Genomic DNA, 25,507 nt, shown 5'->3' with positions numbered 1-25,507 from the left:
GATACGACGGAAATTCGGATTCGCCTGGTGACCGGTTACTTGTCTTCACTCAGGCAGTACAGCAGTTCCTGACGGTGGCCATGCTTGAGTGACGCAACGCGGAAATAAATGCGGTTGCCACAAATTGTGGGTGTCGCGAAAGCCTCATCTTCCAGCTTGTTCTCACCGAGGTCTTCGAAACCTTCGGGTGTTGCTTTGAAGATGTAGGTCGTTCCTGTTTCGTTCGTTGCGAAGATCTTGTCGCCAACGAGAACAGGCGAGGCACTGAAGGTCCCTTCGATCCGTTGCTTCCATTTCTCTTCGCCGGTGTCGCTCTTCCAGCAGATGGCGACTCCTGCATCCAGAACGGCGTAGAGGTAACCATCTTTGTGAAGTATCGACGGAACGTAAACGCGGCTTCCATTTTCCCACGCCGTCTCGCCCGAGCCGTCTGCCCGAATCGCACTCAGGTGGTTTCGGGGATATCCACCACTGGTATAGATCAGTTGGCCGTCTGTGACTGTCGACGTGACACACTCTTCCGTAGATCCTTTGATCTCCCAGAGCTTTTCACCGGTGAGAGGTTCAAAGCTGGTGACGAGGTTGCATCCGCTGAAGATCAACTGATCCTTTCCCGCGACATGCAGGATGATGGGCGACGTGTAGTTGGGCAGCTTGGGCCGGCCCTGCTTCCAGACGATCTCTCCCGTTTTTCGGTCGAGTCCGGCGATCGCACCGGACCCTTTGTTATCGGCCGAGACAATCAGCAGCGGACCATACACCGTGGGCGATGAACCAAATCCCTGATGAAGGATGTAGTCGGTGATTTTCGTCTGCCAGAGCTGTTTTCCTTCGAGGTCAAGCGCACTGGCATAGATGGCACCATCATGCAGAAACGTCGCGAATACGCGTTCGCCGTCGCAGGCCATGGTTGAGTTGGCCAGGGTGCTTTTCGTGTTCCCCTTGAGGTTCAATCCACCCTGGTGCAGTTCGGTTTTCCAGAGCTGCTTTCCGCTTTTGCGATCATGGCAGAGGACGGACTGGTATTCACTGTCATGTTCGGCGGTCAGCAGAAATACTCGATCGCCGACGAGGATCGGGGAGCCGTGCCCCTTTCCGGGGATTTCGACCTTCCAGACAACGTTCTTGGTGTCGCTCCAGGTGAGCGGGGGTGACTGGTCAGCCGCCGCTTCGCCGTTTCGGTGCGGCCCGCGCCACCAGGGCCAGTCGTCTTTCGCGAACTGGAATGTCTCTTGTCCGGCCTTCGATTGAGGTTCGTTTGCCAGACCCGACAGAAAGGCCATCAGGCCCGCTGTTGCCATTACACCTGCCGTTATCAGTCGTCGCATAGTTAAAAAGCCCAGAGATGCACTTAAAGGATCAATCGTTACCGGGAGCCAAAGTAAAACAACATAAAGCCAAGAGCGACTCGGTGGAATTCCGGAGGAAATCCTCTGCTTTCGCCACCCAGAAATTCAGGGACGGCGACGAGCAGAACCAGAAGCAGCGCAGCCAGCGCCTTCAGATCACCCCAGGTCCCTGACGTGCGGACCCGGCGGCGATTCCACCAGTTGCTGATGGTGCGAACCGTCACCCCCAGCAGAAATGCGGCCATCATTCCCAGTAGTGATGCAGCATGATGATCGGTGAGCCGATGCTGCGTGTAGAGGTGGTAACCCAGCCAGCCGAAGGCCCCGACGATCACGATCCGAATCGTGTTTCGCGGCAGGAAGAGCGGGTTACGCTCTCGTTCAATGATTCCGTCTTCCTCTAATTCGCGCCGAACATCGGACGAAAGAGCAATGAATCGTCGAGACGCGAAGTAGTGCGTCAAAGAGATCAGCAGCGTCACGAACCATAAAAGATCCTGCTCTCGATCGAATGCATCGTTTCGAGCCAGTTTCAGGATGACCACACCCACCACCAGCAGGACCAGAAGCGCGCGAACACTTCCTGTGGGCATTCCCAGAGGAGGCCAGGTCTTCGGTGACCCATCAAATTCGTTGGTTGACATAATTCCGCTCTAAAATTGTCGGCGACCCATGGTTGGATTATCAGCAGCTTCCCTGGAGAAGAACGCTCAAAGGGTACCTTCAGTTCACACGACGGGCTCCCATCCTTTGCGATACTCGCGTCCCCAGAGTGCAGTCGCTTCTTCGTCCCCGACAATCGATTTCGTTTCCGGGTCGAATCGCAACATGCGTCCCAGTTTGTATGAGATATTTCCCAGATGACAAAGCAGGGTGCTGCGCTGACCAACTTCGATTTCCGAATTCAGGGGTGCACCAGTCCGAACTGCTGAAAGGAAATTCTGGATGTGTTCCTGTTCACCTCCAATACCGCTTCCTTTGTCAATTTCTTTGCCTTTCGCGTCCAGGATCTTGTAGCCGGGATCGATGATATGCAGGCTTCCTTCCGTTCCATAGAAAATGACAGAGGCCAGCTTTTCGTCGCGACGTGGAAGACAACTGCTCACCTCCCAACTGCACCCTTTGTCGCCGAAATGAAAGACCGCAACCCCCGTGTCAGGGGTTTCCTGATCATCGTCGTAATGGTACCGGCCCCCGAGGAAACTGATCTGCGTCGGGTAGTCGACACCCAGACCCCAGCGGGCCACGTCGAGTGTATGGATACCATTGTTCGCCAGTTCCCCACCCCCCCAATGCCAGCGCCAGTGCCAGTTGTAGTGAACCAGGTTATCAAGGTAGGGACGTTCAGGAGCGGGGCCCTGCCACAGCGAATAATCGAGATAGTCCGGAACAGGAACCACTTTGCCGCGACCAATCGAGGTCCGATCCGCGGTGTACCAGCACCGTGCAAACAGAACTTTTCCGATGACTCCATCGTGAAGCTTCTGGATGGCTTCTCGAATTGCCGGCCACGTACGGCGTTGATTTCCCATCTGAACCAGTCGCTGGTTCTTCCGAGCGGCCTGAACCATCAGTTCCCCTTCACGCGCGTTGTGGCTCCCCGGCTTTTCCACATAGACGTGCTTACCGGCAGTGCAAGCGAGAATGGTCGCAGGTGCGTGCCAATGATTGCAGGTCGCAATGAACACTGCGGCCAGTTTGGGATCGTCGAGCATTCTGCGGAAATCAGTGATTCCCTGCGGCTTGGCTCCGCGACCTTCGACGGTTTTCATCGCGAGCGCCAGGCGGTTTTGGTCTACATCGCAGACGTAATCAAGTTTGACTCCCGCTGCATTCAACGCGGCGTTTGCATGAGCCATTCCACGGCCGGTTCCGATCACTCCCACCGACAGTTCGCGCTCAGTACTTTCCTGAGCGGCGGCTGAGGTGAAAAGCGCCGGTGCAAGGACTGCCGCTGCTGCCAGTGTCGAAGAAGTCTGGAAAAACTCACGGCGGTCGATCGCACACATAATGGAATCCTCGGCAAGCAGGTTCACAAATGACCAACGACGTAAATCAACGACGAAATTGCCCTGTCCTCAGCGGCGACAACATCATTGCGGCTTGATGCGAAAAGTCGAAGTCATACAGGAAAGAAATTGCTGATGAATGGTCCGAAAAGTTGCAGAGGAATGCTTGCGCAGTTTGCGGTAGGAACGGACGATCCTCGGACGCTTTTCCTTTCATTTCCGATGGATCAACCACGATGAATCTAAAGATCGAAAGAAATCGAATGGGATCGGTGCGACGTCGCGTTAACGCCATGACGGAATTGTGAATCAAGTTTTCTCGCGATAGCATGCCTTCCGGTCCTTTGACGACATTCCTGGAACCAGTCCACGGTGCCTGCCCCCGGAGTCCCAAATGGGTTTCATTGATATCTCACAGTTTCCTGCCATCGAACCGGTACCCGGATGTCGCATGCGAACTCCGTTCGGCGAAAACATGATGCTGTCATATCTGGAAATGGAGGACGGGGCAGAAGTTCCGCTGCACTCACACCCCCACGAACAGGGGGGAATGCTGATCCGGGGAACCATGCAGTTGACGATTGGGGACGAGACTCGAATTTGCGAAGCAGGATCAATGTTCCTGATTCCGCCGAATGTTCCCCACCGCGCGGTGGCCGTTAATGGTCCGTGTCTGGTGATGGACGTTTTCAGCCCCGTCCGCGAAGACTACGCCGCTTTGGCCAATCACTACATCCCGCCGCTTGACTCAGGCGCTGAAAAGCCCGCCGGCAACCAGTAATCTGTCGGCCTGAAATCAGCGCAAGCAGGAAGTTGAACCCCGACCAACCGAACTTCATTGTCTCGCCAGGGTTTTGTTGGTGTTAATCGGCCACACGCTGCGCGCGAACGGGGGACAGACGAAGCCCCCCTCGCCGTTACCGCAATTCGCCCTCATGAATGACCTTCGGGTGCCGAGTGACCGACCGGGTCCGCACCCGTGTCCTCCAGTTCCAGCCCTGGCGAAGACTCACGAGATTCGCGGTCCACGTAGCTTTCGAGCCACTCCGCTGCGGGAGGGGAATAAGGGCGAAGCTTCTCAAGCGTTCCCAGGTCACCGCGATACAGCAACGCTCGGTTTTCTCCCAGTCTTCCCGCCAGCGGGCTATCGACAAGGCTGGCGGAATCATTCGCGTTCATCGAAAAGAGAATCCGGTGTTCGAATCGGTTCATCTGGTCGCGTGCCAACCAGCGTTGAGCCGTTGCGTAACTATCGACCCAGGCCAGCGTGAAGATGCCGACAGAAGGTCCATCGCGCAAAATTTCGCCGAAGACCTGAGCCGAGTTCGTCGGTTTATCGCTGCTCGCCCCAAATCCGAAGTCGTCTTCTGATTTGCGTAGATCGCGGAACCGTGCCAGGTCATAAACGAACAGGAAAATGGGGGGGCCCGGTTCATCCGCCCGTCGACGCAATTCGGCCAGAATGTCAATCATGACCGTCGCTGTATCACGAGGAGACGCGATTCGCATCAGGCTGGCGTGTTCGGGAATGTTCTCGCGTTTCGCCGCAGAGTCCCTGGAAGATGGCCGATTCCAGAGCGACACTAACTGCTGCCAGGTTTGAACAGAGGCGTTGTTCGGTAAACTTCCATCGAGCAGATGGACAGTGTGAGTATGAAGTCCGTGTCCCGCGGCCTGTGCACAAAGCGCAAGCGCACTTGCGGCCATCACCCCCAGCGCCATCGTGTCGTCCCTGCCGACGATCAGAATATTCGCCCCTTCGCGAAGCCCAAATCTCAATTCGATGGGTCCACTCATCGCAACCGAATCACCAATCCAGCAGGTCCATGGTTCCGGGATCTGCTGTCGCTCGGCCCCCAGTGCAGGGGACACCAATCGACTTTTCGCTAGCAGTCGCGTTAAACGTCGATTGGACTTGATGTCTGCAGGAACATTTCCTTCAAACACCAGCGGCGAAATGCCGCTGGTCGTGTCGTGAGGATCACGTCCCGACGCTTCGTTCGGCATATTGGCCGCTTCGCGGATCCACTTCAATCGTTGCCCACGCTCGTCTTCATCAAGCCAGACAACCTGAAATGGATGGTTTCCTTCGACCAGTCCGTTAGCGTCGTTGTAGATCGCTTCGCCCGGTCGAGTCAGCAGGCGTGCCGCTGTGTTTTCTTCACTCAGGATCAGATGCGCATCGGTTTCACTGCATTGCAAGGCGATGCGCACGGCCACTTGCCCGAGAGTGCTTCGTGCGAGGGAATATGCACCGGCCAGAGTCTGCGATCCGAGTAGCACGTGCACACCGAAGGCCCGCCCCTGTCGAATCAGCCGGTCCAGCAGCAACGACGCCTGCTGCGACAGCGCATCGTCTTCGATGAAGAACTCCTGAAACTCGTCGATCAGCAGCAACGTTCGGGGCATTACGACGTCGGGGCGCGCATCCCTGAAGGCAGCGATATCCTGAGCTCGTGCAGCACGGAACCGCTCACCCCGATCTCGTAAAAGTGCATCCAGTCGCTGCAGAACGCTCACACCAAATTCACGGTCGCTCTCGATCGCAATCACGCGAGCAGAAGGAAGCTGCTCTTCAGCGTAAACCTTGAACTCGACCCCTTTCTTGAAGTCGATCAGATAAAACTCCACCTCGGCCGGACTATAGTACAATGAAAGATTTGTGATCAGTGCGTGAAGCAGCGTCGATTTGCCCGATCCCGTTTTTCCGGCGATCAGCACATGTTGCGAAGTTCCTTTTCCCAGCCGCAAATACTGCAGTTTGGTGGCTCCGGCCCGACCAATCGGAACATCGATTCCCTTGCGGCTATCACCTTTCCAGAGTTCGCTGTCCTGCGGCGCGACTCGAGAGAAGGGAACTTCCACCCTTCGCACATCACGAGCCAGCTCTCCTGCGGATCGTACAATCTGGCCAAACACCTCTGAGGGGGGAGGCAATTCAAGGGCCAGCGGCCAGGCAGCAAGGTCACTGTCAGTCAGGCGGAATCCATCACCCTTCCACTGCAGTACGGTGGCTGATTTTTCCAGGTTTGCTAGTGAGAAGCTGCGGGGAAGCTCTTGCGACTGATCGACGCTCATCAGGATAAAGACACCGCAGCGGCGGCCCCCCTCAGCAATACTGACCAGTCGACGCAGTGCGACGTCCGTGAAGTTTGCGGGAAAATTGGCAATGACCAGCAAGCGATACGGCTCGGCAACTTCTCCCGCAAACTGGTTGTAGTCGTCGATCGTCGGAAACTCGTTCCGCAAGTAAGTTTGCAGGACCGTTTCCATATGTTCGGTCAGCTCGCCAAGTTTCTTCTCGATGTGAGCGGGCTCAGACCAGATCCGGCTCGAGACGAGCAGTTCATCGTAGTCGGCCAGATGCATGAACGCCGCAAAGTTAGCACCAAGACCGACAGGATCCAGAATCGTCAGTCGGACTTTACCCGGCGGCAACGATGTCAGGAAACGAAGGACTGTGGACTGAAGGACGCTCACCGCCGCGTCGCGACCGCTGCCCGCCCCCTTCAGCACCAGTGAAGGTCTCTCTTGTAACGGCAGCAGCAGAGGGAGGTCAAAGCGGGGCTGATCAATCGACAGGCGGGGATCGGTCGAGACTCCCCCATCGATCATGTCGAGATCCACTTCAATCCGTCCCAGACTCAGCACCGCAGGGGAGGACTCGGGTGGTGGGACCTCTCTACTGGCGAGGGACTCCCACGAAGGGCACAACGAATCTGCTTTCGTGAGTAGACCGGAACTTTGCTGTCCCAGTTTTGCGAGGTCTGTTTTCCAGGTATGGATCAATTGGAGCCAGGCCTGCTGGTAGCGATTACGCCCCTCAGCGACGCGTGAGTCAAACTCTGTCTGTAACTGACGGAAATCGGATTCACGACGAAAACGGAGGGCGTCCATGTCGAGCCGATAGGAACGCTGCGCGGCTTCCGTTTCCTTCTGCCGATATTCTTCGACTTGTCTGAGCAGCACGGGAAAGGTTGCGTTGGCCTGATCGACGGCCTCCATATACTCGCGTTGCAGTTGGGTAATCCGGGTTGTCAGCTTATTGTCGGCCGCAGAAATTGCTGACTCGCGGCGTTTGGCCCGTTGATCGTTCAAATCCGCGCATTGAGCGCTGAGCGTATTCAGTTCTGACCGGCCGTCCTTGTCCCACACCGAGTAGGCGTAATGTGCATTCGCACGATGTTGGACCAGTTGCTCGTAATCCGGGTATGTGCGACGGGATGCATAAAGGTGCAGAAACATGATCAATACTAACCCGGTCGCTGATGCAACGCCTGCACAAATCCACATCCAGTCACGGTCGGTCGCCTTGAGCTTCAAAGTCACGAGTGATGGATCAACGACACCGTACAACAAGCCAAAAAGCGTGCCGGCAATCAGCAGGAACAGAAGCAGCGGAAATGGTCCTGCAAACAGGCGAGGAAGAAGTCGCGCCAGGATTCTCTGTTGAAGAGGTTCCGCCGCAGCGACCTCAGCGAGACAGGCTGACTTCATCACTTCAACAGACGACAAGGGCAGGGTGGGCGTCACCTCACCCGGATCGTTCCAGATGCGGCACCGTTGCAGAAATCGAACCACCCGGTCGTGACCGTCATCAAGTCCCTTGAGTCCTGCGGTCAACTCGTTTCCGGTCGCCGTTAACTCTCGTTCGGTCTGCTTGAGACGAACCAGAGGACTGCCATCAGAGTCTTCGTCGAGGAGCGATGAAACGAGCCATACGGCTTCGTCACGCTCTTTCTCTGCAAGTTCGGTCTCACTCGCCAGCCGGTCTTCGGCACGGGTCAAGCGTGAAGAATAGTCAGATTGAATCTTGCTGGCATCTGCGTCACACCGCTGATGCAGAGTTGCCAAGTGTGACCGAAATGACTGTTCCCGCTCCGTCTGTTCATTTTCATAAGTCTCGGTGAGCAGTTGCAAGACGTTCTGATACTGCTCTTGCTCGGATTGCGCTTCGTCTGCGTGGCGAGCTTCAATCTCCTGTTCGCATGCCAAACGGTGACTGACTCGTTCGAGCAGATTCTTCAGGAGTTGTCGTTCGTTTTCCAGACTCAGTTGGTCAGACAAAGTAATCGGCCCGAGTAACGATCGTTCAGCACTTGGAGACAGGACACTTTTCATTGCACACGAAATCCCCACGAACATGGTAATCCGGCGCACAGAAAAGTGTTATCGCACAACCCCCTGTGCGAGTCCTGTCATCACATTACACCCTGCGTCCACCCAGACAAATCGTTCAGGTTTGGGAAGGTAGAGCACAAACGAACAGAGCCCCCAAAGGGCTCTGTTCTCCGATCGTCAGTTCGGCACAGTCTCTTCTGTCTTCGCCTCTGGGGACCCTCCTGCACCTTCGGGTTCTTTTCCAGGCAAGGGGGCCTCTGGCAGCCTGCGGTCCTCGTCTGGTGCTGCAGTGCCCCGTCCGCCATTTTGGGGACGTTGCCGCGGAGGTGGCCCGAATTCGTCCCTCTCGGGTCTGCCTCCGGGAGGCCCTTCGCGATCGGGAGGACCGCGTCGCCCTCTCGGACCACCTGGTCCTTCTGGCCCTCCAGGGCCGCGTGGTGGGCCAGGAGGTGGGCCCATCATGCCGTCCATACCACGCGGTCCATGATGATTGAATTCGTGGAACTGCTCGAGTTGATCAACGGTCAGTATTTCCGACAGCTTTCGATCGACATTGCGCTGAAGGTTTTCAATCCGACGTTTCTGAAGGGGGGAAAGCTTCAGAGAATCCTGAATCGGCTCAGGCATAATCTGGCCGATTGGGAGGGGTCCACGAAATGCGGGTCCAAAGTGCATACCTGGCCCAAACGGAGGACGGGGCCCTGGCCCGCCACCGGTGCCTCCCGGTCCACGCCTTCCGGGCCCCCCGGCTTCTGGCCAGCCGCCGGGAGGTCCGTCCCAAGCGGGACCGTTGTCTTGGAGAGTCTCAGCCTCCTTCGTCAGGTAGGTCGTCAATTCCTCCCGCGTGAGCTTCCCATCCTTGTCGGCATCAGCACTTTCAAATAGTGCTACCAGTCGAGTGTCAGTCACTTCTTCCTTCATCAGTTCGCCGTCTTTGTTCGCGTCAAACGTCATCATTCGCTCGACCGAACTGTGGATACCGATCGGACGTCCACGATCACGTTCCCGGGCACGGCCGGGGGGCCCACCAGGGAATCCACTACCCGGAGTGCCGCCCGGAGGTCCACCGGGGGGCTGCGCTAACGCATTCGTCGCCATCCAGGCTGCACCTGCGATGGACCCAACCAGACAGAGCGCAATCAATACTCGCATTGGAAAACCTCTTTATCAGACCAATGTTCGGTGCCGTTTCTAGACTGCTGAACGTTTCTCGACAGATGCTCCTGCCTTCCCATCGACGGCTGACGGATCGCAAATCGGTGTTGTCAAGAACGATAAGTTCACCCGACGATCTGGAACCGTATGGAACTCCGTCGGCGGCAAATTACCGGAGTCTGGCGTTATCATCCGGAGTACGACCAATGACAATGTCAAAGACAGCCGAAAGTTCTCCGATCGTGGATTCCTTGATCGGCTTGAAATCTGTCATGAGCAACTCGCGGTCAATGAGATCGCGAGTCCCATTAAAGACACCGTCGCGGACATTTCCTTCGTGACCTCGGATCATCAGTTGAGTCGTCAGAAGTTCTCGATCACCCTGCTTGATTTTGATGTGAATATGCGGAGCAGGTCGGCCGGGATAAGGAACGGGCTTGATTGTGCGGAATCGATACTCGCCGGTTGACCCCGTGGTGAAGCGACCGAACCCCTGGAAGTGCTTGTCCTGCGTACTCTTCTTGGGTGTGCTGTCTGCCGAATGCAGATAGACCGCGTTGGCATCGCATTGCCAGATCTCAATGGTTGCGTCCTTAAGAGGCGCCCCATTCGTGTCGAGGATGCGGCCGGTTAGATGCGTGATTTCACCGACGGCGGGGGTGACGCTGTCGTTGATAATCAGCAGATCATTATCCTGATCGAGCGGCAGCTTGTCCGGGTAGAAAGGCCCTTCAGTCAGAGCAGGGGTCTGGAACAACTGCTCGGCGAAAAGCCCGGGTGTTGTGAAAAGGGCCGAGCCGAAGGCAACGTTACGAAGAAAGCCTCGTCGAGAACGGATCGAAGACCATTGAGACATGAGCAACCTTTCAGCGGATTGACTTGAAGGGCGAGCGGTCGCCGGTTGGAAGGCCGAACAGGTCGCTCGCAGTACAGAAGACTCAAAGTGGTCGATCGAGTTCCTGGCACGAACAAAGGATTTGTGGAGGTGGAATGATCGATTGCCCCCGGGGCAACGCTAGCAGTAAATTCTACCAGGCGTTTTCCCTTTTTGTCTCGCTAAAAGTTTACGGAATCAAGCGGATCAGTCCATCCCCTGACATCTCTCGATTCAAATAAACCCGTCTCCCGTTCGCTCTGAATGGATAAAAAAGCAAGCATGGAATTGCTTCAGATCACAGACCGCTGAGGCAAACCGCTCGTCACAGCGGGTACTGAAATCGTGCGCCACAACGACAGTGCACCCCAGTCATGGGCCGCCGTCGCTGGCATCGATTATGGCGGGTTGAGGTCTGATCAGGCCTACCGCCGAAGGATTGCCGCAACCACATTGACCATCCAGCCGATCAGCATAATCAAAAGCGGTGTGTACAGAAGAAAGAGGCACGTCCAGAGAATGGGGCGCTTTAGAGATTGAAATCCGGTCAGGACCCCGTTCGCGCTGGAATCGTCGTCTCCGGTTCCTGTGCCCTCTTCGGCGTTGTCGTTGCCCTGGTCTGAATCCCGACCAGTGAGCTCTTGGCTCTCATCGATCTGTACGGGTGATCGAATATCGAGAAGCTGTTCTGCCTCCTCGACATCCGCCTTTTCGACAAGCAGCACGACCCCTCCGACAGCATTGGCATCGATCCACGATGTCGCCACAAAGTTTGCATTATTAAGTTCTGCCTGAATTCCGTGCGACTCCAAATGCAACTTTGCGAGGTGCGCTTCATCGGGTGACCAGTAAGAACGAAGCCGGACGAATCCTTCAGCCATAGCACACCTCGCGAGAGAGCGGTAGTCTAGCCCTGATCATGGGCAGGTAGATTGCTCAACAAGATGACCCGTGTCTTGCTGATTGTCGACTGATCAAACACGCTGACGTCCAAATCGGGTAATGATCAATAGGGTGGATTGCCGCAGTATGACCATCATGTTTATTTGCTTTGAACTTTAAGGCTGCCGTAATTCCCGAAAGGCCCGGTCACCGTCAATGTGTGCAACTCGAGTCGAAGTCGTGCAGGGGGACATCCTTGACCAGGATGTGGACGTAATCGTCAACACCTGGAATCGAAACTTCATTCCATGGTGGCTATTACTGCCGCAGGGAGTCTCAGGAGCGATCAAACGGCGAGGTGGAACAGAACCGTTCCGGGAAGTTGCCAGGCACGGCATGATCCCTCTTGGGGGTGCCGTTCTGACTTCTGCGGGAAAGCTCCCCTTCAAAGCGATCATCCACGTTGCGGGCATCAATTTACTGTGGGTGGCAACTGAGCATTCCGTGAGGCAATCGGTGACTAACGCTTTGCGATTAGCACATGAGCGGGGATTCAGTTCAATTGCATTTCCGGTAATCGGCGCGGGATCCGGCAGCTTCAATCACGAACGGGCGAAATTGTTGATGCTGGACGAACTTGGCAAATCCGACGTCCCCATCGCCGTAAAGGTCGTTGTGTTCAAGAAAACAAAGCACTGACAGTAGGGGACCCGAGATGCATTGAAATAGATGGGTTCGAGTTGCGAGGGACAGAACTCCATTTCCGATGCCAATTTAATAACGCGTGGTGCAGAAGAAAAATTCTGCACCACGAGTGCTCATGACGCGATAAGGTTGCGTTTTCTATTTCTGAACGGAGGATTCCCTGACGGCTGGGACAGCAATCGCATTTGCCGTCGAAACGTCGGCCTTGGATGTCGGCTGACGAGGGGGGATCTTGAACTCGTTGTCTCCTTTCAGCAGCCCAAACGTCTTCAGCAACTGCAGACTCGGAAGAGCCTGCTCCATCGCCGTACCTGAATTTTCTTGCAGCGATTCGGGCGACAGTATCACGGTGTCGGGAACCTGCAGCTTTCGCAGTGCCGCGGTAACCGCTTCAATCTCCTTGACCTGGATTTCCCCCAAACCGCGATCTCGGTCGGAAATCGCACCGGCGATTTCGATCTCCTGTTCCCGAGCCTTCGCACCGATCTCGGCCGCGAGCTTTTCGTTCTCAGCGATCTGCGACTTGACATCGGCGATCTTTTGAAGCGTCTCCTGGAGTTTCTTCTCCACGACGGCGACCAAGGCTTTTGTCTCGGCTTCGACGCGGAGTGTCTCTTTGATTGTCAGTTCTTTTTCCTGAGTCGTTTCTGCCTGTATTCGTTTCTCGGCCCGGTCTTTTTCCGCAGTCCATTGCTCTTCGGCAATCTCACGTTCCCCTTGGGCAACGCGCTTGAAGCGTTCCTGCACGTTCTGGATCGTTGCCGCTTTGGACTGCTCCGCCTGGAGATAGAGCTGCTTTTTGGCACTGAATTTCTTAACGGTCTCTTCGTCGTAGTCTGTGTCGAGAATGGAAAACTGGAGAACCTTCATGCCGTACTGCTCAAGCGCGGACGGGGACGAGATCACCCCCTTGCCCGTGACGGGATCACGTACGATTTCCGCCGCCATCACCGTCTCGGAAGCAGAGATCGATCTTTCTTCCAGAACACTGCCAATGGCCTGTCGACCTGGCTCTACTTTCGCGACGAGGACTTCCGTCGTTCCGCCGGTCGCAGGTTCGTCGGACGCCAGACTTTGCTCATTCCCTTTCTTCATCGCCTTCAGCATGGTCGAGACGCTGGTATTGGTCTTCAGCACCACCGGCTTCATCGCAAACATGCCATCTTTCAATTGTGAGTTGACTTCGTGCCAGAACTCCCCTTTGCGGGCACTCTGGTTTTCGGTGGAACTCATGATCGGTCCCGTTTGCTGAATCACGTTTCGGACGGCCGATCTCACGGCATTTCTCGCGTTGGCGACGTTACCCGTAAACTGCCGATGAAACTCTCGCTGCTTCTGTACCAGCGTTTCCATCAACTGTGGATCTTCCTCTTCCGCTTCAGAAGGGCAGGGGGTTGTTACTCGGACCACCCAAGAAAGATCCGCCGTTCCCCCATCGTTGAACCAGGCTTTGACCGAATCGTCACCGGGCGATTCCGGTCGCGAATCTTTCGTCCCATAAACGCTGATCATGCGGGGATAGGTGGTGATCCGCGCGAAATAAGTCGGGTACCAGCCCGGTCGATTACGAATTTCCACCTGCCCGTTCGGATATTGCAGCACCTGCCAGTGGTCGGCCTGGTTCTTGGCAAAGAAGGTCGCAAATAACACGAACAGAAACGTGATACTGAATCCAGACACGAGTACGCTTCGACTGAGAATGTGAGATTTCATCGCCGTAATTCCTTCGTGAGAAGCCCATTCAGTAATGCGCAACGGTTGACGCTGTCCGTCCGTCTGCTGACTTCAATGTCCCGATGGCAAAATATGCTGCCAGCACATCGCCCGCCGCGAGTCTGTCTGACGGAGTTGATCATTCAGTGACGATCCCGGCACTCACCCGGATCGTCATCGCCAACGCACTGGTGACTCGGAAGCACTACCTCAGGGCTGCGTGCGTCCCTCTGTTTTTAATTGCTGAAGCATGATGAGGTTCATCAGTGTCTCATTTGTCGAAGACCTGGATCCGCCTGGGCCTGATTTGCTGTCCCCCAGGATGACTGTCCGCGGCGAGGGTATTTCTGCGATCGATTTCGCAATCGCCGCATTGCGCTGCATCCGCATTTTCGCCAGCATCTGTTCCCGCTCAGATAGGGCTCCTCCCTGATCCAGTTTGGCTCGCGTTGCTTCGCTCAAGGAAATCAGGGACTTTGCTTCGGCTTCCGCAATCTTGACGGCGATTTTGGATGTCTCAAGTTCAGTCATCACCTGTTTCAATTTTTCCCCGGCGACTGCCACGGCCTGTTCCGCGACGGTGATCTGTTCGCGTTGATTGATTTCTTTCACGTCCAGGTCTTTCTGGGCACTGACCAGGATCCCTTTCTTGGTCTTCTGCTGTTCGGCTTCGACGTTCGCAACGGCAAGCCGTCCTTTCTCGACGACTTCCTGCAGTTTCTGGTGTTCCTTTTCAACCCCCGCCTTGGCCTCTTCTGCCAACTGATATGAGTTTCGTTTGGCGTTGATCTGCGTCACGGTGTCGGGATCGTAGATCGTGTCCGTCTGGTTGTACTGGACAACGGTGATACCGTACTCCGTCAAAGGAGAGACAGCAGCGAGAACTGGTTGGCCTTGGGCATCACGTTTGATTCGCGTCAGATACTGGACATCCTGATCGTCGCCGAACCCGTCAAGTTTCTCTCCACGCTCAATCTTCTGCTTCACCCTTTCCATCGTGTAAAGGCCTTTGCTCAACTGGTCGGAAACGACCTGGTAGAACTCCGCTTTGCGTTGGGACTGGTGCTCTGAACCAGACATCAATGGCCCGGTATTCTTCAGACAGTTGATCAGGTGGTGACCGATCGCTTCCCGAATCGCCGCTTCACCCCCTTCACCGAAATGACGGTGCAGCTGGATGCGTTTCTCTCGCGTGACAGGCATCTGGAACTTGAGGTGATTGGACATGAATCCCCAGCCACCGTCATTGAAAGTCACACGAACGGACGTGTCGACGTGCCGGGACGGTTCCTTACTCATCGGATCACCGGACTTCGAGAGATATGTGTCGACATAGCGGGGATAGGTAAAGACCTGCCCGAACGCCTGACTGTGAAAACCCGTGGTGTCGATGACTGAGATATCACCATTGGGGAACTCGACGATCTGATAATGCTCTTCATTGTTCCATTGGATCACCAAGGGAACACAAATTAGCATGATCAAGACTCCCAGCGTCGCTGCCAGGTAGGGTAGCCCAGCCTGTGCGAAGTCGAACCAGGAACGAGGTTGGTTCGCCATCGGGTATTCCATGATGTTCTCCATTAGGACTGCGATTTGGGTGCGGACGGAGCTGAAGGGAGGGAGGGATTCGAACCGCTGAGCGCCAGCTCGATCCGTTCTCTCATAAGTTGATCCAGATCGGGATCGAGGAGGTGATTAGCGAGTCGGGCCTTAGCCAGCTCGAACGCCCAGAGAGCATTTTCGGGAGTGGTGTCACCGAACAGGTCAGAGACGAACCGTTGAAGAGAGGGGCTGCGACGAAAGTAGCGAAGCATCATCAGCCAAAGGACAATGACCAGCAGTACGACCAGAGCCATGAGATGGGGAGGGAGCGACCGGAGCACTGTCGAGTTCCTGGAATGGCACTTTTGCGTGATGTGCAACTGCAGGATGCTCAACGGACACTTTGCGTTTCTGGCTCACAGAAAAATGCGCCAGAACGAAATTTCGCTTTACTAAGTTTCTCGCGGTAAATGGCTCTGTGACCGGGTCTTGCTTTGCACTGTGGCTAGGAACAGCCAAGCTGTCGAAATTGTTAACTTTCTATATGAGCCATGATCGTCTATCGGAGAGCACTATCGAGAGGAGAAGGACAGGAGCTGAGTCTTTTCTGACGCCACGCGCGGGTCGAGGTACTGCCCCCCTGTGAAGTTAAACACGGAACTTCGAGACCAGTTCACGCAGCGTATGGGCCTGGGCTCCCATTTCTTCCGCGCTCGCCGCCATCTCTTCTGCAGCGGTCGCTGTTGATTCACTCGTTTGCGAAACAGCCCGGATCGCCCCTTTGACTTCCACGGCACTTTGAGCCTGGGTTTCTGTCGAATCGGCAATCCGCGCGATCCCTGACGCCGTTCGATCAACGGCACTCACGATCAGTTTCAGTGAGTCACCAACTTTACCTGATAATTCCGCCCCTTCGATCACACGTCGCGACGAGGCTTTAATCAGTTCCGTGATTTCTTTCGTCGCACCGCTGGAGCGTTCCGCCAACTTGCGAACTTCGTCGGCGACGACGGCAAACCCCAGTCCATGTTCTCCCGCACGTGCCGCCTCAATTGCCGCGTTCAGGGCCAGTAAGTTCGTCTGGCTGGCAATCTCGCTAATGACCTGGATGATATCGTTGATCTGTTCACTCGATTTCTGAATCAACTGCATCGAGTTCACGGCCTCGGTCACGGTCACTCCGCCAGCCTTGGCCAGTGCGACAGTTTCCTCGGCCTGCGTTTTGGATTCGGCTGCATTTTTCGAGATGGTTTCGATCGATTCGACGAGTTGTGCCACCGCCGCAGTCATCTCTTCGGCCGAGGCAGCCTGAGTCTGCGCCCCTTCGCTGAGATTGGAACTGCTTTCCGCGATTGTCCGGGCACTCTGATTCTGCTGATCTGCCGCTTCGACGACTTCGGCGATCACATTCCGCAAATCTGCGAGCATCTGCTGCAATCCCGCAGAAAGCCGCCCCATTTCATCATCGCCCTGAATTCCGCTTTCGCGCGTCAGGTCGCCTTGCGCGGCCGCCGTGACGACTTGCAACAGCGAATTAACTTTCCGTTCGAGTTCGAGCTTCGCGTCGTTCTGCTGCTGCTGAAGCAGTTGTTCGCGTTCCTTTGTACGGGCCTGCTCAATCGCTGACGAGGTCACGTCAGCAGCAATTTTGAGTACCTTGATCGGATTTCCCTTGGGATCCAGGATGGGATTGTAAGTTGCCTGAATCCAGATCTCGCGATTCCCTTTCGCGATTCGCTTGTACTGAGCCGCGGTAAACTCGCCTCGATTGAGGCTTTCCCAGAATTCCCTATAGGCAGGACTGTACTGGAGGGCCTCTTCAACGAACATCCGATGATGCCGCCCTCGAATTTCATCCAGCGTGTAGCCCACGATTTTGAGGAAGTTTTCATTGGCGGTGATGATCGTGCCGTCCATTTCAAACTCAACCATCGCCTGCGACTTGTTGAGAGCGTTGGTGATGCCGATCTTTTCTGTGTACTCAAGGGTCTTCTTCGTCACATCAGTCGCGAACTTGGTAACACCGACCAGTTTTCCACTGTTGTTTCTGATCGGGGTGTACGTTGCCTGCAACCAGACCTCGGTTCCGCCTTTGGTGAGACGGCGAAAATGGCCAGCTTGAAACTCGCCACGCCGCAGGGCGTTCCAGAATTCGCGATATTCAGCGCTGTCGCGAGTCTCCTCGTCGACGAGGATGCGGTGATTTCGGCCCTGGATTTCGTCGAATTGATACCCCATCACGCTCAGGAACAGAGGATTCGCCGACAGGATCGTGCCCTCCAGATCAAACTCGATCATGGCCTGAGCGCGGATCAGCGCCTCAGCGATAGCCGCCTTTTGCTCCTGCTCCGCCTTGCGCACTGTGGCCGCTGAGGCGGATCTTGGCACAGGGGTTGCGCGGTTCGGGCGATCTGTCGTGGCCACACGTCTCTCCGTCTGACTATATCCGGGCGAACTATTAAACTGGCCACCAGAATCGGTGGTGCTCCCAGGAATCAATAGGTGCTCACCTACTAATTGATCCAGAATTCCAACCCTACCTCAAAAATACTTGATTGCAAGAAGTATGTGGCGGGACGAATCGCAATCCAGGGTGTCTGCGCAGGTTATGTGGAAGTGAATCCAGCCCGATGCATGTCGTTCCCGAGCGGATGGAAATCCACAACATTCGACTCAGACGAGTTTTACGCTTCTTACGGAACTCATTCTGCGAAGAGCAGCAAGCCCGGACGAGGGTAGGGCAGCCGTTCCCCATGAGGCCGAAATGCATTCCCCGGTACGTCAGTTGAGTCTGCAACAGACCACTTGAATTAACTTCCGGCAGCGTGGCCATAAAGAGCATTTGCCGTTGGGGAATTTCTCCAACGGCAAATGCAAGTCCGCCTGAACAGACTCATAAAGTGGTAGTCTCAAGGTCTGGTGAGACTACTTAAGGCGTCGATAGTGGGAGGTCATGAAGTGTTTCCAGGTTCCGCTCTCCTCCATGACTTGCGACGAAAGAATGCGATGATCGGCGTCGACGATCTTGATTGTGTCCTGATACCGACAGAGTTTTCCGTCGCCTGAGAACCCGGGCCCCTCAGAATCGAGAACCAGCACAGTTCCGGAATCGTCCAGTGTACCGTTGTACGGCCACAGGTGGGTCATGACCGATGCGATGAACGTTCCCACGAACCTTTGGGTTGCAGGATCAAATCCCAGTGTCGTGATCATATTACATTCCTCCCCTTCGGGAGATTTGCTCGCCCCTTCCCCGACGGTCCAGAGCCCACCCAGAGAACGAACGACTTCAGTCCCGGTATTTCTGACAGGGGGCTGTCCCGGGCCGCCATCGCACTCCGCCTCCCATGTCCAGGTTCCGACGAGTTGCTGCAGCCATTCGTGTTCTTTGAGCGGTTTTGGAATTTCCATGGTTTTTCCTACTGTAAGGACGGTCGACTCGAGTTGAGGCCCGCTTTGAGAAGCAGGCGAGCGACACCGACTCATTTCCCGGACTGGCCATGATCCCACTGACAGAGTTCGGTTGGACCATCAGCACAGCGGTCAAGAGAGGATGTCGTCCCCTGACTTCAAAAATTGAGGATTCAACCCTTAGTCGAAACGGCCAAAGGTGAATCGACAACATTTTTGAAAATCACTTTGAGACAGTCGTCGGCACAACGGGAGCCATGATTTTCGAAGCGTGTCGCTGGTTGACATGAAGAGAATTCGTCGCCACCACAGCATTTGCCGGGAAATCAATCGTCAGTGGTTCACCCGTGTTCGGATTGGGTTCGAAAAACGGTGCCCCGGTACTTGCCACCGTTACACGAATGCGGTGACCTTTGTTGAAGATCTGACTTAACCAACCCACATCGAAGGCAACTTTGGCAACTTCACCCGGCTTGAGGAATACTTCCTTGTCAAATCCGTCTCGGTAGCGTGCTCGGCGGACGTAGTCCATGATCAGAATCGAGCGACCATCGGGGTAGACGTCGCTGACCCGGACGATGAAGTCCGTGTCTTTTGCATCGGACGACACGTAGAGTTCCGCCTGCACCTTGCCGGTCCACTCAACGGGTTGATCCAGCACCTCCGTCGTGAAAACGCGAACATCGGCATGCTTTTCAAATTCACGGGCATCCTTGGCCCCCGGAAACGCGATCGACGGAATCGGCACCGGATGAAACGGATCGGCCTTCCAGCTCACGGTGGCGTCACTGGAGGCTGCGGCAGTCAGTTTGAGCGTCCCATCTGCTTGAGGAAAATAGGGAGTTGGCGTCGCCGCGACAGGCCAGTCGAACGATGTACGCCATTCATTTCCCGGGGCTCCTTTCTCACCCACAGCTCCCATCACATAGTAACGGACTGTCGGTTCCTGCGTGACAGCGTTATTGATTCCTTTCAAGTGGTAATCGAACCACCGCAGCATGTGCGCATCCATGGCAAACTTTGCATTCTCAGGGTACGTCAGGTCCCCGGACTGATTGGTTTCTTTAAACCGGCTGTGCAGCCACGGGCCAATCAGCAGTTGCTGGATCCCGCGCGAGTGAGGTCCACCGCGATGCTGGCGACCGATAAAACTGTCGATCGAACCGACACACATGAAGTCGTACCAGCTGCCAACAGTGAAACAGGGGACATCCATCTGATCAAAGAACCGCGTACAATCTTCATCGGCCCAATACGCATCATACGTTGGATGAGCAAACCATTCGGCGAGCAATTCGCGATTGTGTTCCGGAACCCGGGCGATCTTATCGAGCGTCTTGAATCGTTCGGGTCGTGTCGTTCCCCCAATGCGATAGCCCTCGTGGAACAGGCTCAGCCCCGTATCAATCATGTATTGAGCAGCCAGATGGGGAGGGCGGGTCACTGCCAGAAAGTTCTGAGCGAATCCGGCTTGCGAGCTGCCGAAGGTCCCGACCTTGCCCGTCGACCACGGCTGGATCGCCAGCCATTCGACCAGGTCGTATCCATCCTTACGCTCCCCCCAGCCCAGCGACCGGTAGCCGCGCCAATCTCCTTCGGACTGCTGTGACCCTCGAAAATTGGCGAGTACGGTTACATAGCCCCCTGTCTTGGCGAGATTGGCGAGATACTTCTGCGTTCCCGGTTCATTCGCGTTTGCATATCGCTGCTCGAGAAGAACTGGCCACGGTCCTTCGCCCGGTGGGATATAGAGAAAGGCGGAAAGCCGGACGCCATCCCGCATGGGAATCATGACATGCTTTTCAGTGACCCCTCCCAGGTCAACACCCTCTGCCGCAGTGAGCTGCCCTGAGATGCAGTAAAGACCCAAAACCGTGATGACCAGCCAACGAGACCACGACATGCAATTCCTCCTGTTAGTAACTCCAGAACTGTCAGCAGTGGAACATACGCATCAGCGACCGTTATTCCAATTGTGCCAGCAACAATTCTGCCCGGTTCGGATGAACTCGAATCGGTGTTGGCCGTCCCCGCCTGCCCACCAGAAATGATGTCTCCTGCAGCGACCAACCGCAGGAAATCCCCATCAATTGACCTGACTGAAAATCGAAGCGGTGTAACATCGATGCGCTGACGGATGGGATTCGTTGGCAGGTCCGGGTGAAGTCGGTAAGGTGATCCCGCCAGGCTCAAGCGAATTGAGGACGGCCTACTGCGTTTACCCGTGCCCCTGTCGCGTCAGGCTTGAAGTCGCTGCAACTGAGCCTTGTTTGAATCCCTCCTTTTCGAGAAGTACCAGATGGAAGCCAATGCCGCGATTGAACTTGTCCAGCAATTGATGGCGATTCCGGGACGCAGCCGCGAAGAGGGGCGCGTGATGGAGTTCATCCGAGATCGTCTCATGCGGGCTGGGCTTCCCGCGTCGGCATTCCAAGATGACGGTGCCAATGAGCGGATTCCGGGCGGGGGTCAAGTTGGTAATCTGATCGTCACGTTGCCAGGCTCTGTTGCAGGCCCCAGTCGCCTGCTGATGGCGCACGTGGATACGGTTCCCATTTGTGTTGGTTCCCAACCCGCAGTCCGCGGAGAATCGATCGTCTCGCTGAATTCGGAATCGGGGCTGGGAGGTGACAATCGGGCAGGCGTCGCCGTGATCATGACGGCGGCTCTCGAGATTCTTGAGAAGAAGTTGCCACATCCGCCAACGACTCTGCTGTTCGCTGTTCAGGAAGAGATTGGCCTATATGGAGCCCGCCATGTTTCGGCGGATTTGCTCGGCAATCCCGAACTCTGCTTTAACTGGGACGGAGGCGATCCGTCGCAGATCTGCATCGGAGCGACGGGTGATTACGCCATGTCAGTCGAGATTGAAGGGGTTGCCAGTCATGCTGGCGTTCACCCCGAAGAAGGTGTCAGTGCCATCGCGATTGCGGGATTAGCGATTGCGAATCTGGTAAAAAATGGCTGGCACGGCCTGATCGAGAAGGGGACGAACCGGGGCACCAGTAACGTCGGGATCATTCACGCGGGTGAGGCCACAAACGTGGTCACTCCCCGACTTTCTCTCAAAGCGGAAGCCCGCAGCCACGATCCTGAATTTCGCAAAACGATTGTCCAGGCTTACCGGTCGGCATTTGAATCCGCCGCAAGCGAAATCCGATCCAGCAAAGGTGAAACAGGCCGAGTCACGTTCAATTCGACGCTTCAATACGAATCCTTCTGCCTGCCAGCCGACTCGGCCGTCGTCCAGCGGGCACTCGCCGCGACGAAGAAAATTGGACTGCCGGCCCAGACTCGGATTGGCAATGGCGGACTCGACGCCAACTGGATGGCACTACACGGTCTCCCCACCGTGACTCTCGGGTGTGGTCAGCAGGACATTCATACGACGAATGAAACACTGCACATCCCCAGCTTCCTGCAGGCCTGCCAGATCGCCTTGATTCTGGCAACAGACGCAACCTGAGGCACGCCGCGCACTTTCCCGCGTCGCTCGGTCACACCCAACTGGTAATAAGCACTGCCCCCCGAAGTTCGAAACGTGTCGGCATCAGAAGTGAACGACGCGGTAATCAAGCGTGCTCGATGGGGCTCGGATGCCCGGAAAGAAGCGGTCCTAAGCATGGATGCGTCAACCGGGACTGCCACTGAGGATCGACCGAATCGATTCGTGTTCGGTCGATCCAGTGATCTAGTTCACGACGTTCTGGATGACATCTTCCGTTCTGAATCGAACTTTGGGCAGGCGGGCATACTTGTCCGCATCAGAACGATAGCCGGCAGCGGCGATCACGGTGGACTGGTAGCCATGCTCCGTCAGACCGAGAATCTCATCGTATTTGGCGGGCTCAAAACCTTCGATGGGACACGTGTCGATTCCCATCATTGCGGCGGCAGCCATGAAGAATCCGAGCGCAATGTAGACCTGGCGGCTCGCCCACTCGTTGATATCGAACGCAGGATTATGGAGAGCCCCAAGCATGACACGGCGCAGTCCCTGCATCGATTCCACGGCGACCCCTCTGACTTCGGCCATGCGTTCCAGATGCCGGTCGATTTCGACGGCGCTGAGATCTTTCTTAATGGCGAAAATCACCAGATGCGACGCATCAACGATCTGTGCCTGATTCCAGCTGGCGGGTTTCAGCCGGGCCTTGGTCTCGGCACCCGTCACCACCAGAAACCGCCATGGTTGCAGCCCAAACGACGACGGCGTCAGGACCAGAGTCTGCTCCAGTCTCTTCCAGTCCGAGTCAGGAATGACACGGGTAGGATCGAACATCTTCGTCGCGTACCGCCATTCGAGTTGTCTTTCGACGATGTCGCTGGCAATGGGTGACATTGTGGACGGTACTCCGGCGAACTGGGATTCATTGCGTACGAGGCTGGGATTGAACTGTCGAAAGGATGATAGGCCCCGGCAGGTTTACATCAAGTCCCACCGGTACCGCAAATCTCCGTGAATCTCATGATTTCACGGGAAGTGAGCGTGCTCGGGACGAGGGATGCGGGACCATGAGGTGGAATTCAAACTCGGATCTCTGCCAAACCACGATCTGCGGGAATTCACCGAGCGGAGGGGGGGACGTCATCTGTTTTTGTGCCCTCGCCCCCAGAGGATGTCGGGCAAAGGTTGTCGGGTGCTGTGGACCCTACCGGTATTCCCGTCTGTGGGGCTATTCGGGAACCTGACGGTCCCGGTGACTCGGTTGCAAAAGGGGAATGAGAGGTTGCGGTACTGCAAATTTCGCACGAAATGATCTGTTCCCTCTGTACTCTTTTCAGTTCCCGGTTATACTCCTATTTCACGAGCTTCGGCTCTTCTATCCTTTGGACGATTGAATGTGCCATCGGATAAACCCTTTCAGGGTGCGATGGGTTTTAATGGGGACGCGGTTTGCGTCCGACACATCTCGTCCTGATCCCCGCAAGCATTGCGTTGGAAGAGGGGCTTTACTAGCGAGACGACCCGCTTGCGATGCGCGACGGGACGATTCAATAGAAGATCCTCGACTTGCGGGTTCCTTAAATCACGCGGCCTCCTGCCATAACAATGGCGCGAAGCACGGTGTTCGGGGCGGGTATCGTTTCCTTGCAAGCTGAGTCGTCGCAGGACCACGAAGTCTCTTTTCGTGATCTTGCCTGATGGCGGGGCGGTCGCCCACGCTGTGTTGACTCATCGTAGTGAGGACGGAGACCCATTGCCCGGTGCATCTCTCGCATCGTTGTTCTGCTTCCGATAGGTCCGCTGGGAGTTTTCGTTGAGTTTTTCTGATCTCGGGCTTTGTCAGCCCATTTTGAATGCAGTTAAAGCAGAAGGTTATGAAACCCCTACGCCGATCCAGGCACAGGCAATCCCGCACGCGTTAGCAGGACGCGACCTTTTCGGATGCGCCCAGACGGGTACTGGCAAGACGGCCGCATTCTCCTTGCCAATTCTCCATCGATTGGTGGAAGCTGGCGTTCCTTCAGCGAAGGTTCGTCGTCCAATTCGGGCGCTGATTCTTGCCCCCACTCGAGAATTGGCAATCCAGATTGCCGACTGCATTCTGGCCTACAGCCAGAACACCCATATTCGTCACACGCTGGTTTTCGGGGGTGTCAGTCAGGTTCCGCAGGTGCGCGCTCTGCAGCGCGGAATCGATATTGTCGTCGCTACCCCGGGACGATTGTGTGACCTGATCGGGCAGGGTCATGTCGACCTCAGCCACGTCGAAACATTCGTGCTCGACGAAGCAGATCGAATGCTCGACATGGGCTTCATCCACGATATTCGTCACATCGCCGAACGAGTTCCCAAAGCTCGACAGACGTTATTCTTTTCGGCCACGATGCCGCGAGAAATTCGCGAACTGTCAACCTCGTTGCTGAGCAATCCCGTCACGGTCGAAATTACGCCCGTTGCGACTGCTGCGGAAACAGTCCAGCAATCGGTGTTCATGATTCCGCAATCAAACAAGCCACGTCTGCTTCAGACGCTGCTGACGATGCCGGAAATTGCTCGAGCTCTGGTTTTCACCCGTACCAAGCATGGCGCCGACAAGGTTCTGCGTCACTTGATGCAGGCGGGAATTCGGGCCGACACGATCCACGGCGGCAAGTCACAAGCCAAACGCCAGCGCGCCTTGGCGGACTTCAAGTCGAACCGACTGCAAGTGCTGGTCGCAACCGACATCGCCGCTCGCGGAATTGATGTCGACGGGATCACCCACGTGATCAACTATGACCTGCCAGCCGAAATCGAATCGTACGTCCACCGAATCGGACGAACGGGTCGAGCAGGCGCGAAGGGGATCGCGATGTCCTTCTGCGATCCAACCGAACGATCCAAACTGCGAGCCATTGAGCGAGCAATCCGCCAGCCGATCGAAGTCGCCAAGACGCCAAACCTGGTGATTGCTCCTGTTGCTGCAATCAAGCACGACTTTGAAACCCGTGAACCGCACCGTCCAGCACGTCCGACCGATGGGACGAACGGGATGCCCCCACGGCGACCCCAAGGGGCGATGGGTGATCGACGCCCTGGCCAGGGGAGTCGGGCAGGTGGTCCCCCCCGCCGCCGGGATTACAGCAGCAGGTAAACTCATTTCGGCCCGGTGCGACAGATCATGTTGTCCCCGGTGCGAAGTGCCCCCTCGTCAACCGAGCGTGCATTGAGTTGACATCGAGCGCCTGCTGCAAGTTTCCTTGCAGCAGGCGATGTTCTTTTGTACAGACAAAAATCGGGGTGTAGACTGGACGCC

The 25,507-nt window shown here is 55.9% G+C and carries 18 protein-coding genes; 4 read left to right on the top strand and 14 right to left on the bottom strand.

The genetic code is table 11. The annotated features are described in order from the left end of the window. Positions 1-35: 35 nt before the first annotated feature. From ACGY09_RS00615 to ACGY09_RS00605, 3 genes are all read right to left on the bottom strand, one after another. Positions 36-1,301 (bottom strand): PQQ-binding-like beta-propeller repeat protein, encoded by a 1,266-nt coding sequence (locus ACGY09_RS00615; RefSeq protein WP_397570084.1) that lies wholly within the window; start codon positions 1,299-1,301, stop codon positions 36-38. 65 nt (positions 1,302-1,366) lie between these two features. After that, positions 1,367-1,993 carry a hypothetical protein gene (locus ACGY09_RS00610; RefSeq protein ID WP_373652023.1) on the bottom strand — a complete coding sequence of 209 codons (627 nt, stop codon included), beginning with the start codon at positions 1,991-1,993 and terminating at the stop codon, positions 1,367-1,369. An 84-nt stretch (positions 1,994-2,077) separates the two neighbouring features. Then, positions 2,078-3,358, bottom strand: coding sequence for a Gfo/Idh/MocA family protein (locus ACGY09_RS00605; protein ID WP_397570083.1), 1,281 nt, complete (start codon positions 3,356-3,358; stop codon positions 2,078-2,080). Positions 3,359-3,752: 394 nt separating this feature from the next. Between ACGY09_RS00605 and ACGY09_RS00600 the strand changes: the two genes are divergently transcribed. Further along, positions 3,753-4,139 (top strand): cupin domain-containing protein, encoded by a 387-nt coding sequence (locus ACGY09_RS00600; RefSeq protein ID WP_373652025.1) that lies wholly within the window; start codon positions 3,753-3,755, stop codon positions 4,137-4,139. A 152-nt stretch (positions 4,140-4,291) separates the two neighbouring features. On the opposite strand, the gene ACGY09_RS00595 is transcribed toward ACGY09_RS00600, so the two are convergent. The 4 genes from ACGY09_RS00595 to ACGY09_RS00580 form a co-directional block, all read right to left on the bottom strand. Then, entirely contained in the window at positions 4,292-8,479 is a 4,188-nt protein-coding gene (locus tag ACGY09_RS00595; RefSeq protein WP_397570082.1) for an FtsK/SpoIIIE domain-containing protein, read from the bottom strand. Between the two features lie 177 nt (positions 8,480-8,656). After that, on the bottom strand, positions 8,657-9,631 hold the full coding sequence (locus tag ACGY09_RS00590) for a hypothetical protein (protein ID WP_397570081.1): 975 nt from the start codon (positions 9,629-9,631) through the stop codon (positions 8,657-8,659). 172 nt (positions 9,632-9,803) lie between these two features. Then, positions 9,804-10,490: an intradiol ring-cleavage dioxygenase gene (locus tag ACGY09_RS00585; protein WP_373652028.1), complete on the bottom strand. Its 687-nt coding sequence runs from the start codon at positions 10,488-10,490 to the stop codon at positions 9,804-9,806. Positions 10,491-10,933: 443 nt separating this feature from the next. Then, entirely contained in the window at positions 10,934-11,389 is a 456-nt protein-coding gene (locus ACGY09_RS00580) for a hypothetical protein (RefSeq protein ID WP_373652029.1), read from the bottom strand. A gap of 217 nt (positions 11,390-11,606) precedes the next feature. On the opposite strand from ACGY09_RS00580, the gene ACGY09_RS00575 reads away from it, so the two are divergent. Beyond that, the gene (locus tag ACGY09_RS00575) at positions 11,607-12,089 is read left to right on the top strand and encodes a macro domain-containing protein (protein WP_397570080.1); all 483 of its coding nucleotides are present in this window, start codon (positions 11,607-11,609) and stop codon (positions 12,087-12,089) included. A 144-nt stretch (positions 12,090-12,233) separates the two neighbouring features. Here ACGY09_RS00575 and ACGY09_RS00570 read toward each other — a convergent pair whose 3' ends face one another. From ACGY09_RS00570 to ACGY09_RS00545, 6 genes are all read right to left on the bottom strand, one after another. Further along, positions 12,234-13,808, bottom strand: a complete 1,575-nt coding sequence (locus tag ACGY09_RS00570) for a hypothetical protein (protein ID WP_397570079.1) — start codon at positions 13,806-13,808, stop codon at positions 12,234-12,236. Between the two features lie 210 nt (positions 13,809-14,018). Then, complete coding sequence (locus ACGY09_RS00565) at positions 14,019-15,368, bottom strand: hypothetical protein (RefSeq protein ID WP_397570078.1); 1,350 nt, start codon at positions 15,366-15,368, stop codon at positions 14,019-14,021. Between the two features lie 23 nt (positions 15,369-15,391). Further along, a complete protein-coding gene (locus ACGY09_RS00560; protein WP_397570077.1) occupies positions 15,392-15,694 on the bottom strand; it encodes a hypothetical protein in 303 nt (100 codons plus the stop codon). A gap of 307 nt (positions 15,695-16,001) precedes the next feature. Further along, complete coding sequence (locus tag ACGY09_RS00555; protein ID WP_397570076.1) at positions 16,002-17,777, bottom strand: methyl-accepting chemotaxis protein; 1,776 nt, start codon at positions 17,775-17,777, stop codon at positions 16,002-16,004. A 501-nt stretch (positions 17,778-18,278) separates the two neighbouring features. Then, on the bottom strand, positions 18,279-18,764 hold the full coding sequence (locus tag ACGY09_RS00550) for a DUF1579 domain-containing protein (RefSeq protein WP_373652035.1): 486 nt from the start codon (positions 18,762-18,764) through the stop codon (positions 18,279-18,281). A 223-nt stretch (positions 18,765-18,987) separates the two neighbouring features. After that, positions 18,988-20,667 carry a CocE/NonD family hydrolase gene (locus ACGY09_RS00545; RefSeq protein ID WP_397570075.1) on the bottom strand — a complete coding sequence of 560 codons (1,680 nt, stop codon included), beginning with the start codon at positions 20,665-20,667 and terminating at the stop codon, positions 18,988-18,990. A 396-nt stretch (positions 20,668-21,063) separates the two neighbouring features. Here ACGY09_RS00545 and ACGY09_RS00540 point away from each other — a divergent pair, with 396 nt between their 5' ends. Further along, positions 21,064-22,230 carry a M20/M25/M40 family metallo-hydrolase gene (locus ACGY09_RS00540; protein WP_397570074.1) on the top strand — a complete coding sequence of 389 codons (1,167 nt, stop codon included), beginning with the start codon at positions 21,064-21,066 and terminating at the stop codon, positions 22,228-22,230. A gap of 225 nt (positions 22,231-22,455) precedes the next feature. On the opposite strand, the gene ACGY09_RS00535 is transcribed toward ACGY09_RS00540, so the two are convergent. Next, positions 22,456-23,106 (bottom strand): NAD(P)H-dependent oxidoreductase, encoded by a 651-nt coding sequence (locus ACGY09_RS00535; protein WP_397570073.1) that lies wholly within the window; start codon positions 23,104-23,106, stop codon positions 22,456-22,458. Positions 23,107-24,025: 919 nt separating this feature from the next. Between ACGY09_RS00535 and ACGY09_RS00530 the strand changes: the two genes are divergently transcribed. Further along, positions 24,026-25,345: a DEAD/DEAH box helicase gene (locus ACGY09_RS00530; RefSeq protein ID WP_397570072.1), complete on the top strand. Its 1,320-nt coding sequence runs from the start codon at positions 24,026-24,028 to the stop codon at positions 25,343-25,345. Positions 25,346-25,507: the final 162 nt, after the last annotated feature.

It is taken from the genome of Schlesneria sphaerica, from assembly GCF_044336245.1.
Lineage (GTDB): Bacteria > Planctomycetota > Planctomycetia > Planctomycetales > Planctomycetaceae > Schlesneria > Schlesneria sphaerica.
Note: the sequence above shows the minus strand (reverse complement) of the source record. Positions and strands in the feature narration are given on the sequence as shown.

What these genes read in the sequence shown, in the direction of transcription:
- ACGY09_RS00595 (WP_397570082.1), bottom strand. Translation starts at nt 8,479, where the DNA reads ATGAAAAGTGTCCTGTCTCCAAGTGCTGAACGATCGTTACTCGGGCCG.
- ACGY09_RS00540 (WP_397570074.1), top strand. Translation starts at nt 21,064, where the DNA reads ATGGAAGCCAATGCCGCGATTGAACTTGTCCAGCAATTGATGGCGATT.
- ACGY09_RS00590 (WP_397570081.1), bottom strand. Translation starts at nt 9,631, where the DNA reads ATGCGAGTATTGATTGCGCTCTGTCTGGTTGGGTCCATCGCAGGTGCA.
- ACGY09_RS00615 (WP_397570084.1), bottom strand. Translation starts at nt 1,301, where the DNA reads ATGGCAACAGCGGGCCTGATGGCCTTTCTGTCGGGTCTGGCAAACGAA.
- ACGY09_RS00535 (WP_397570073.1), bottom strand. Translation starts at nt 23,106, where the DNA reads ATGTCACCCATTGCCAGCGACATCGTCGAAAGACAACTCGAATGGCGG.
- ACGY09_RS00585 (WP_373652028.1), bottom strand. Translation starts at nt 10,490, where the DNA reads ATGTCTCAATGGTCTTCGATCCGTTCTCGACGAGGCTTTCTTCGTAAC.
- ACGY09_RS00575 (WP_397570080.1), top strand. Translation starts at nt 11,607, where the DNA reads ATGTGTGCAACTCGAGTCGAAGTCGTGCAGGGGGACATCCTTGACCAG.
- ACGY09_RS00545 (WP_397570075.1), bottom strand. Translation starts at nt 20,667, where the DNA reads ATGTCGTGGTCTCGTTGGCTGGTCATCACGGTTTTGGGTCTTTACTGC.
- ACGY09_RS00550 (WP_373652035.1), bottom strand. Translation starts at nt 18,764, where the DNA reads ATGGAAATTCCAAAACCGCTCAAAGAACACGAATGGCTGCAGCAACTC.
- ACGY09_RS00605 (WP_397570083.1), bottom strand. Translation starts at nt 3,358, where the DNA reads ATGTGTGCGATCGACCGCCGTGAGTTTTTCCAGACTTCTTCGACACTG.
- ACGY09_RS00610 (WP_373652023.1), bottom strand. Translation starts at nt 1,993, where the DNA reads ATGTCAACCAACGAATTTGATGGGTCACCGAAGACCTGGCCTCCTCTG.
- ACGY09_RS00580 (WP_373652029.1), bottom strand. Translation starts at nt 11,389, where the DNA reads ATGGCTGAAGGATTCGTCCGGCTTCGTTCTTACTGGTCACCCGATGAA.
- ACGY09_RS00600 (WP_373652025.1), top strand. Translation starts at nt 3,753, where the DNA reads ATGGGTTTCATTGATATCTCACAGTTTCCTGCCATCGAACCGGTACCC.
- ACGY09_RS00565 (WP_397570078.1), bottom strand. Translation starts at nt 15,368, where the DNA reads ATGGCGAACCAACCTCGTTCCTGGTTCGACTTCGCACAGGCTGGGCTA.
- ACGY09_RS00570 (WP_397570079.1), bottom strand. Translation starts at nt 13,808, where the DNA reads ATGAAATCTCACATTCTCAGTCGAAGCGTACTCGTGTCTGGATTCAGT.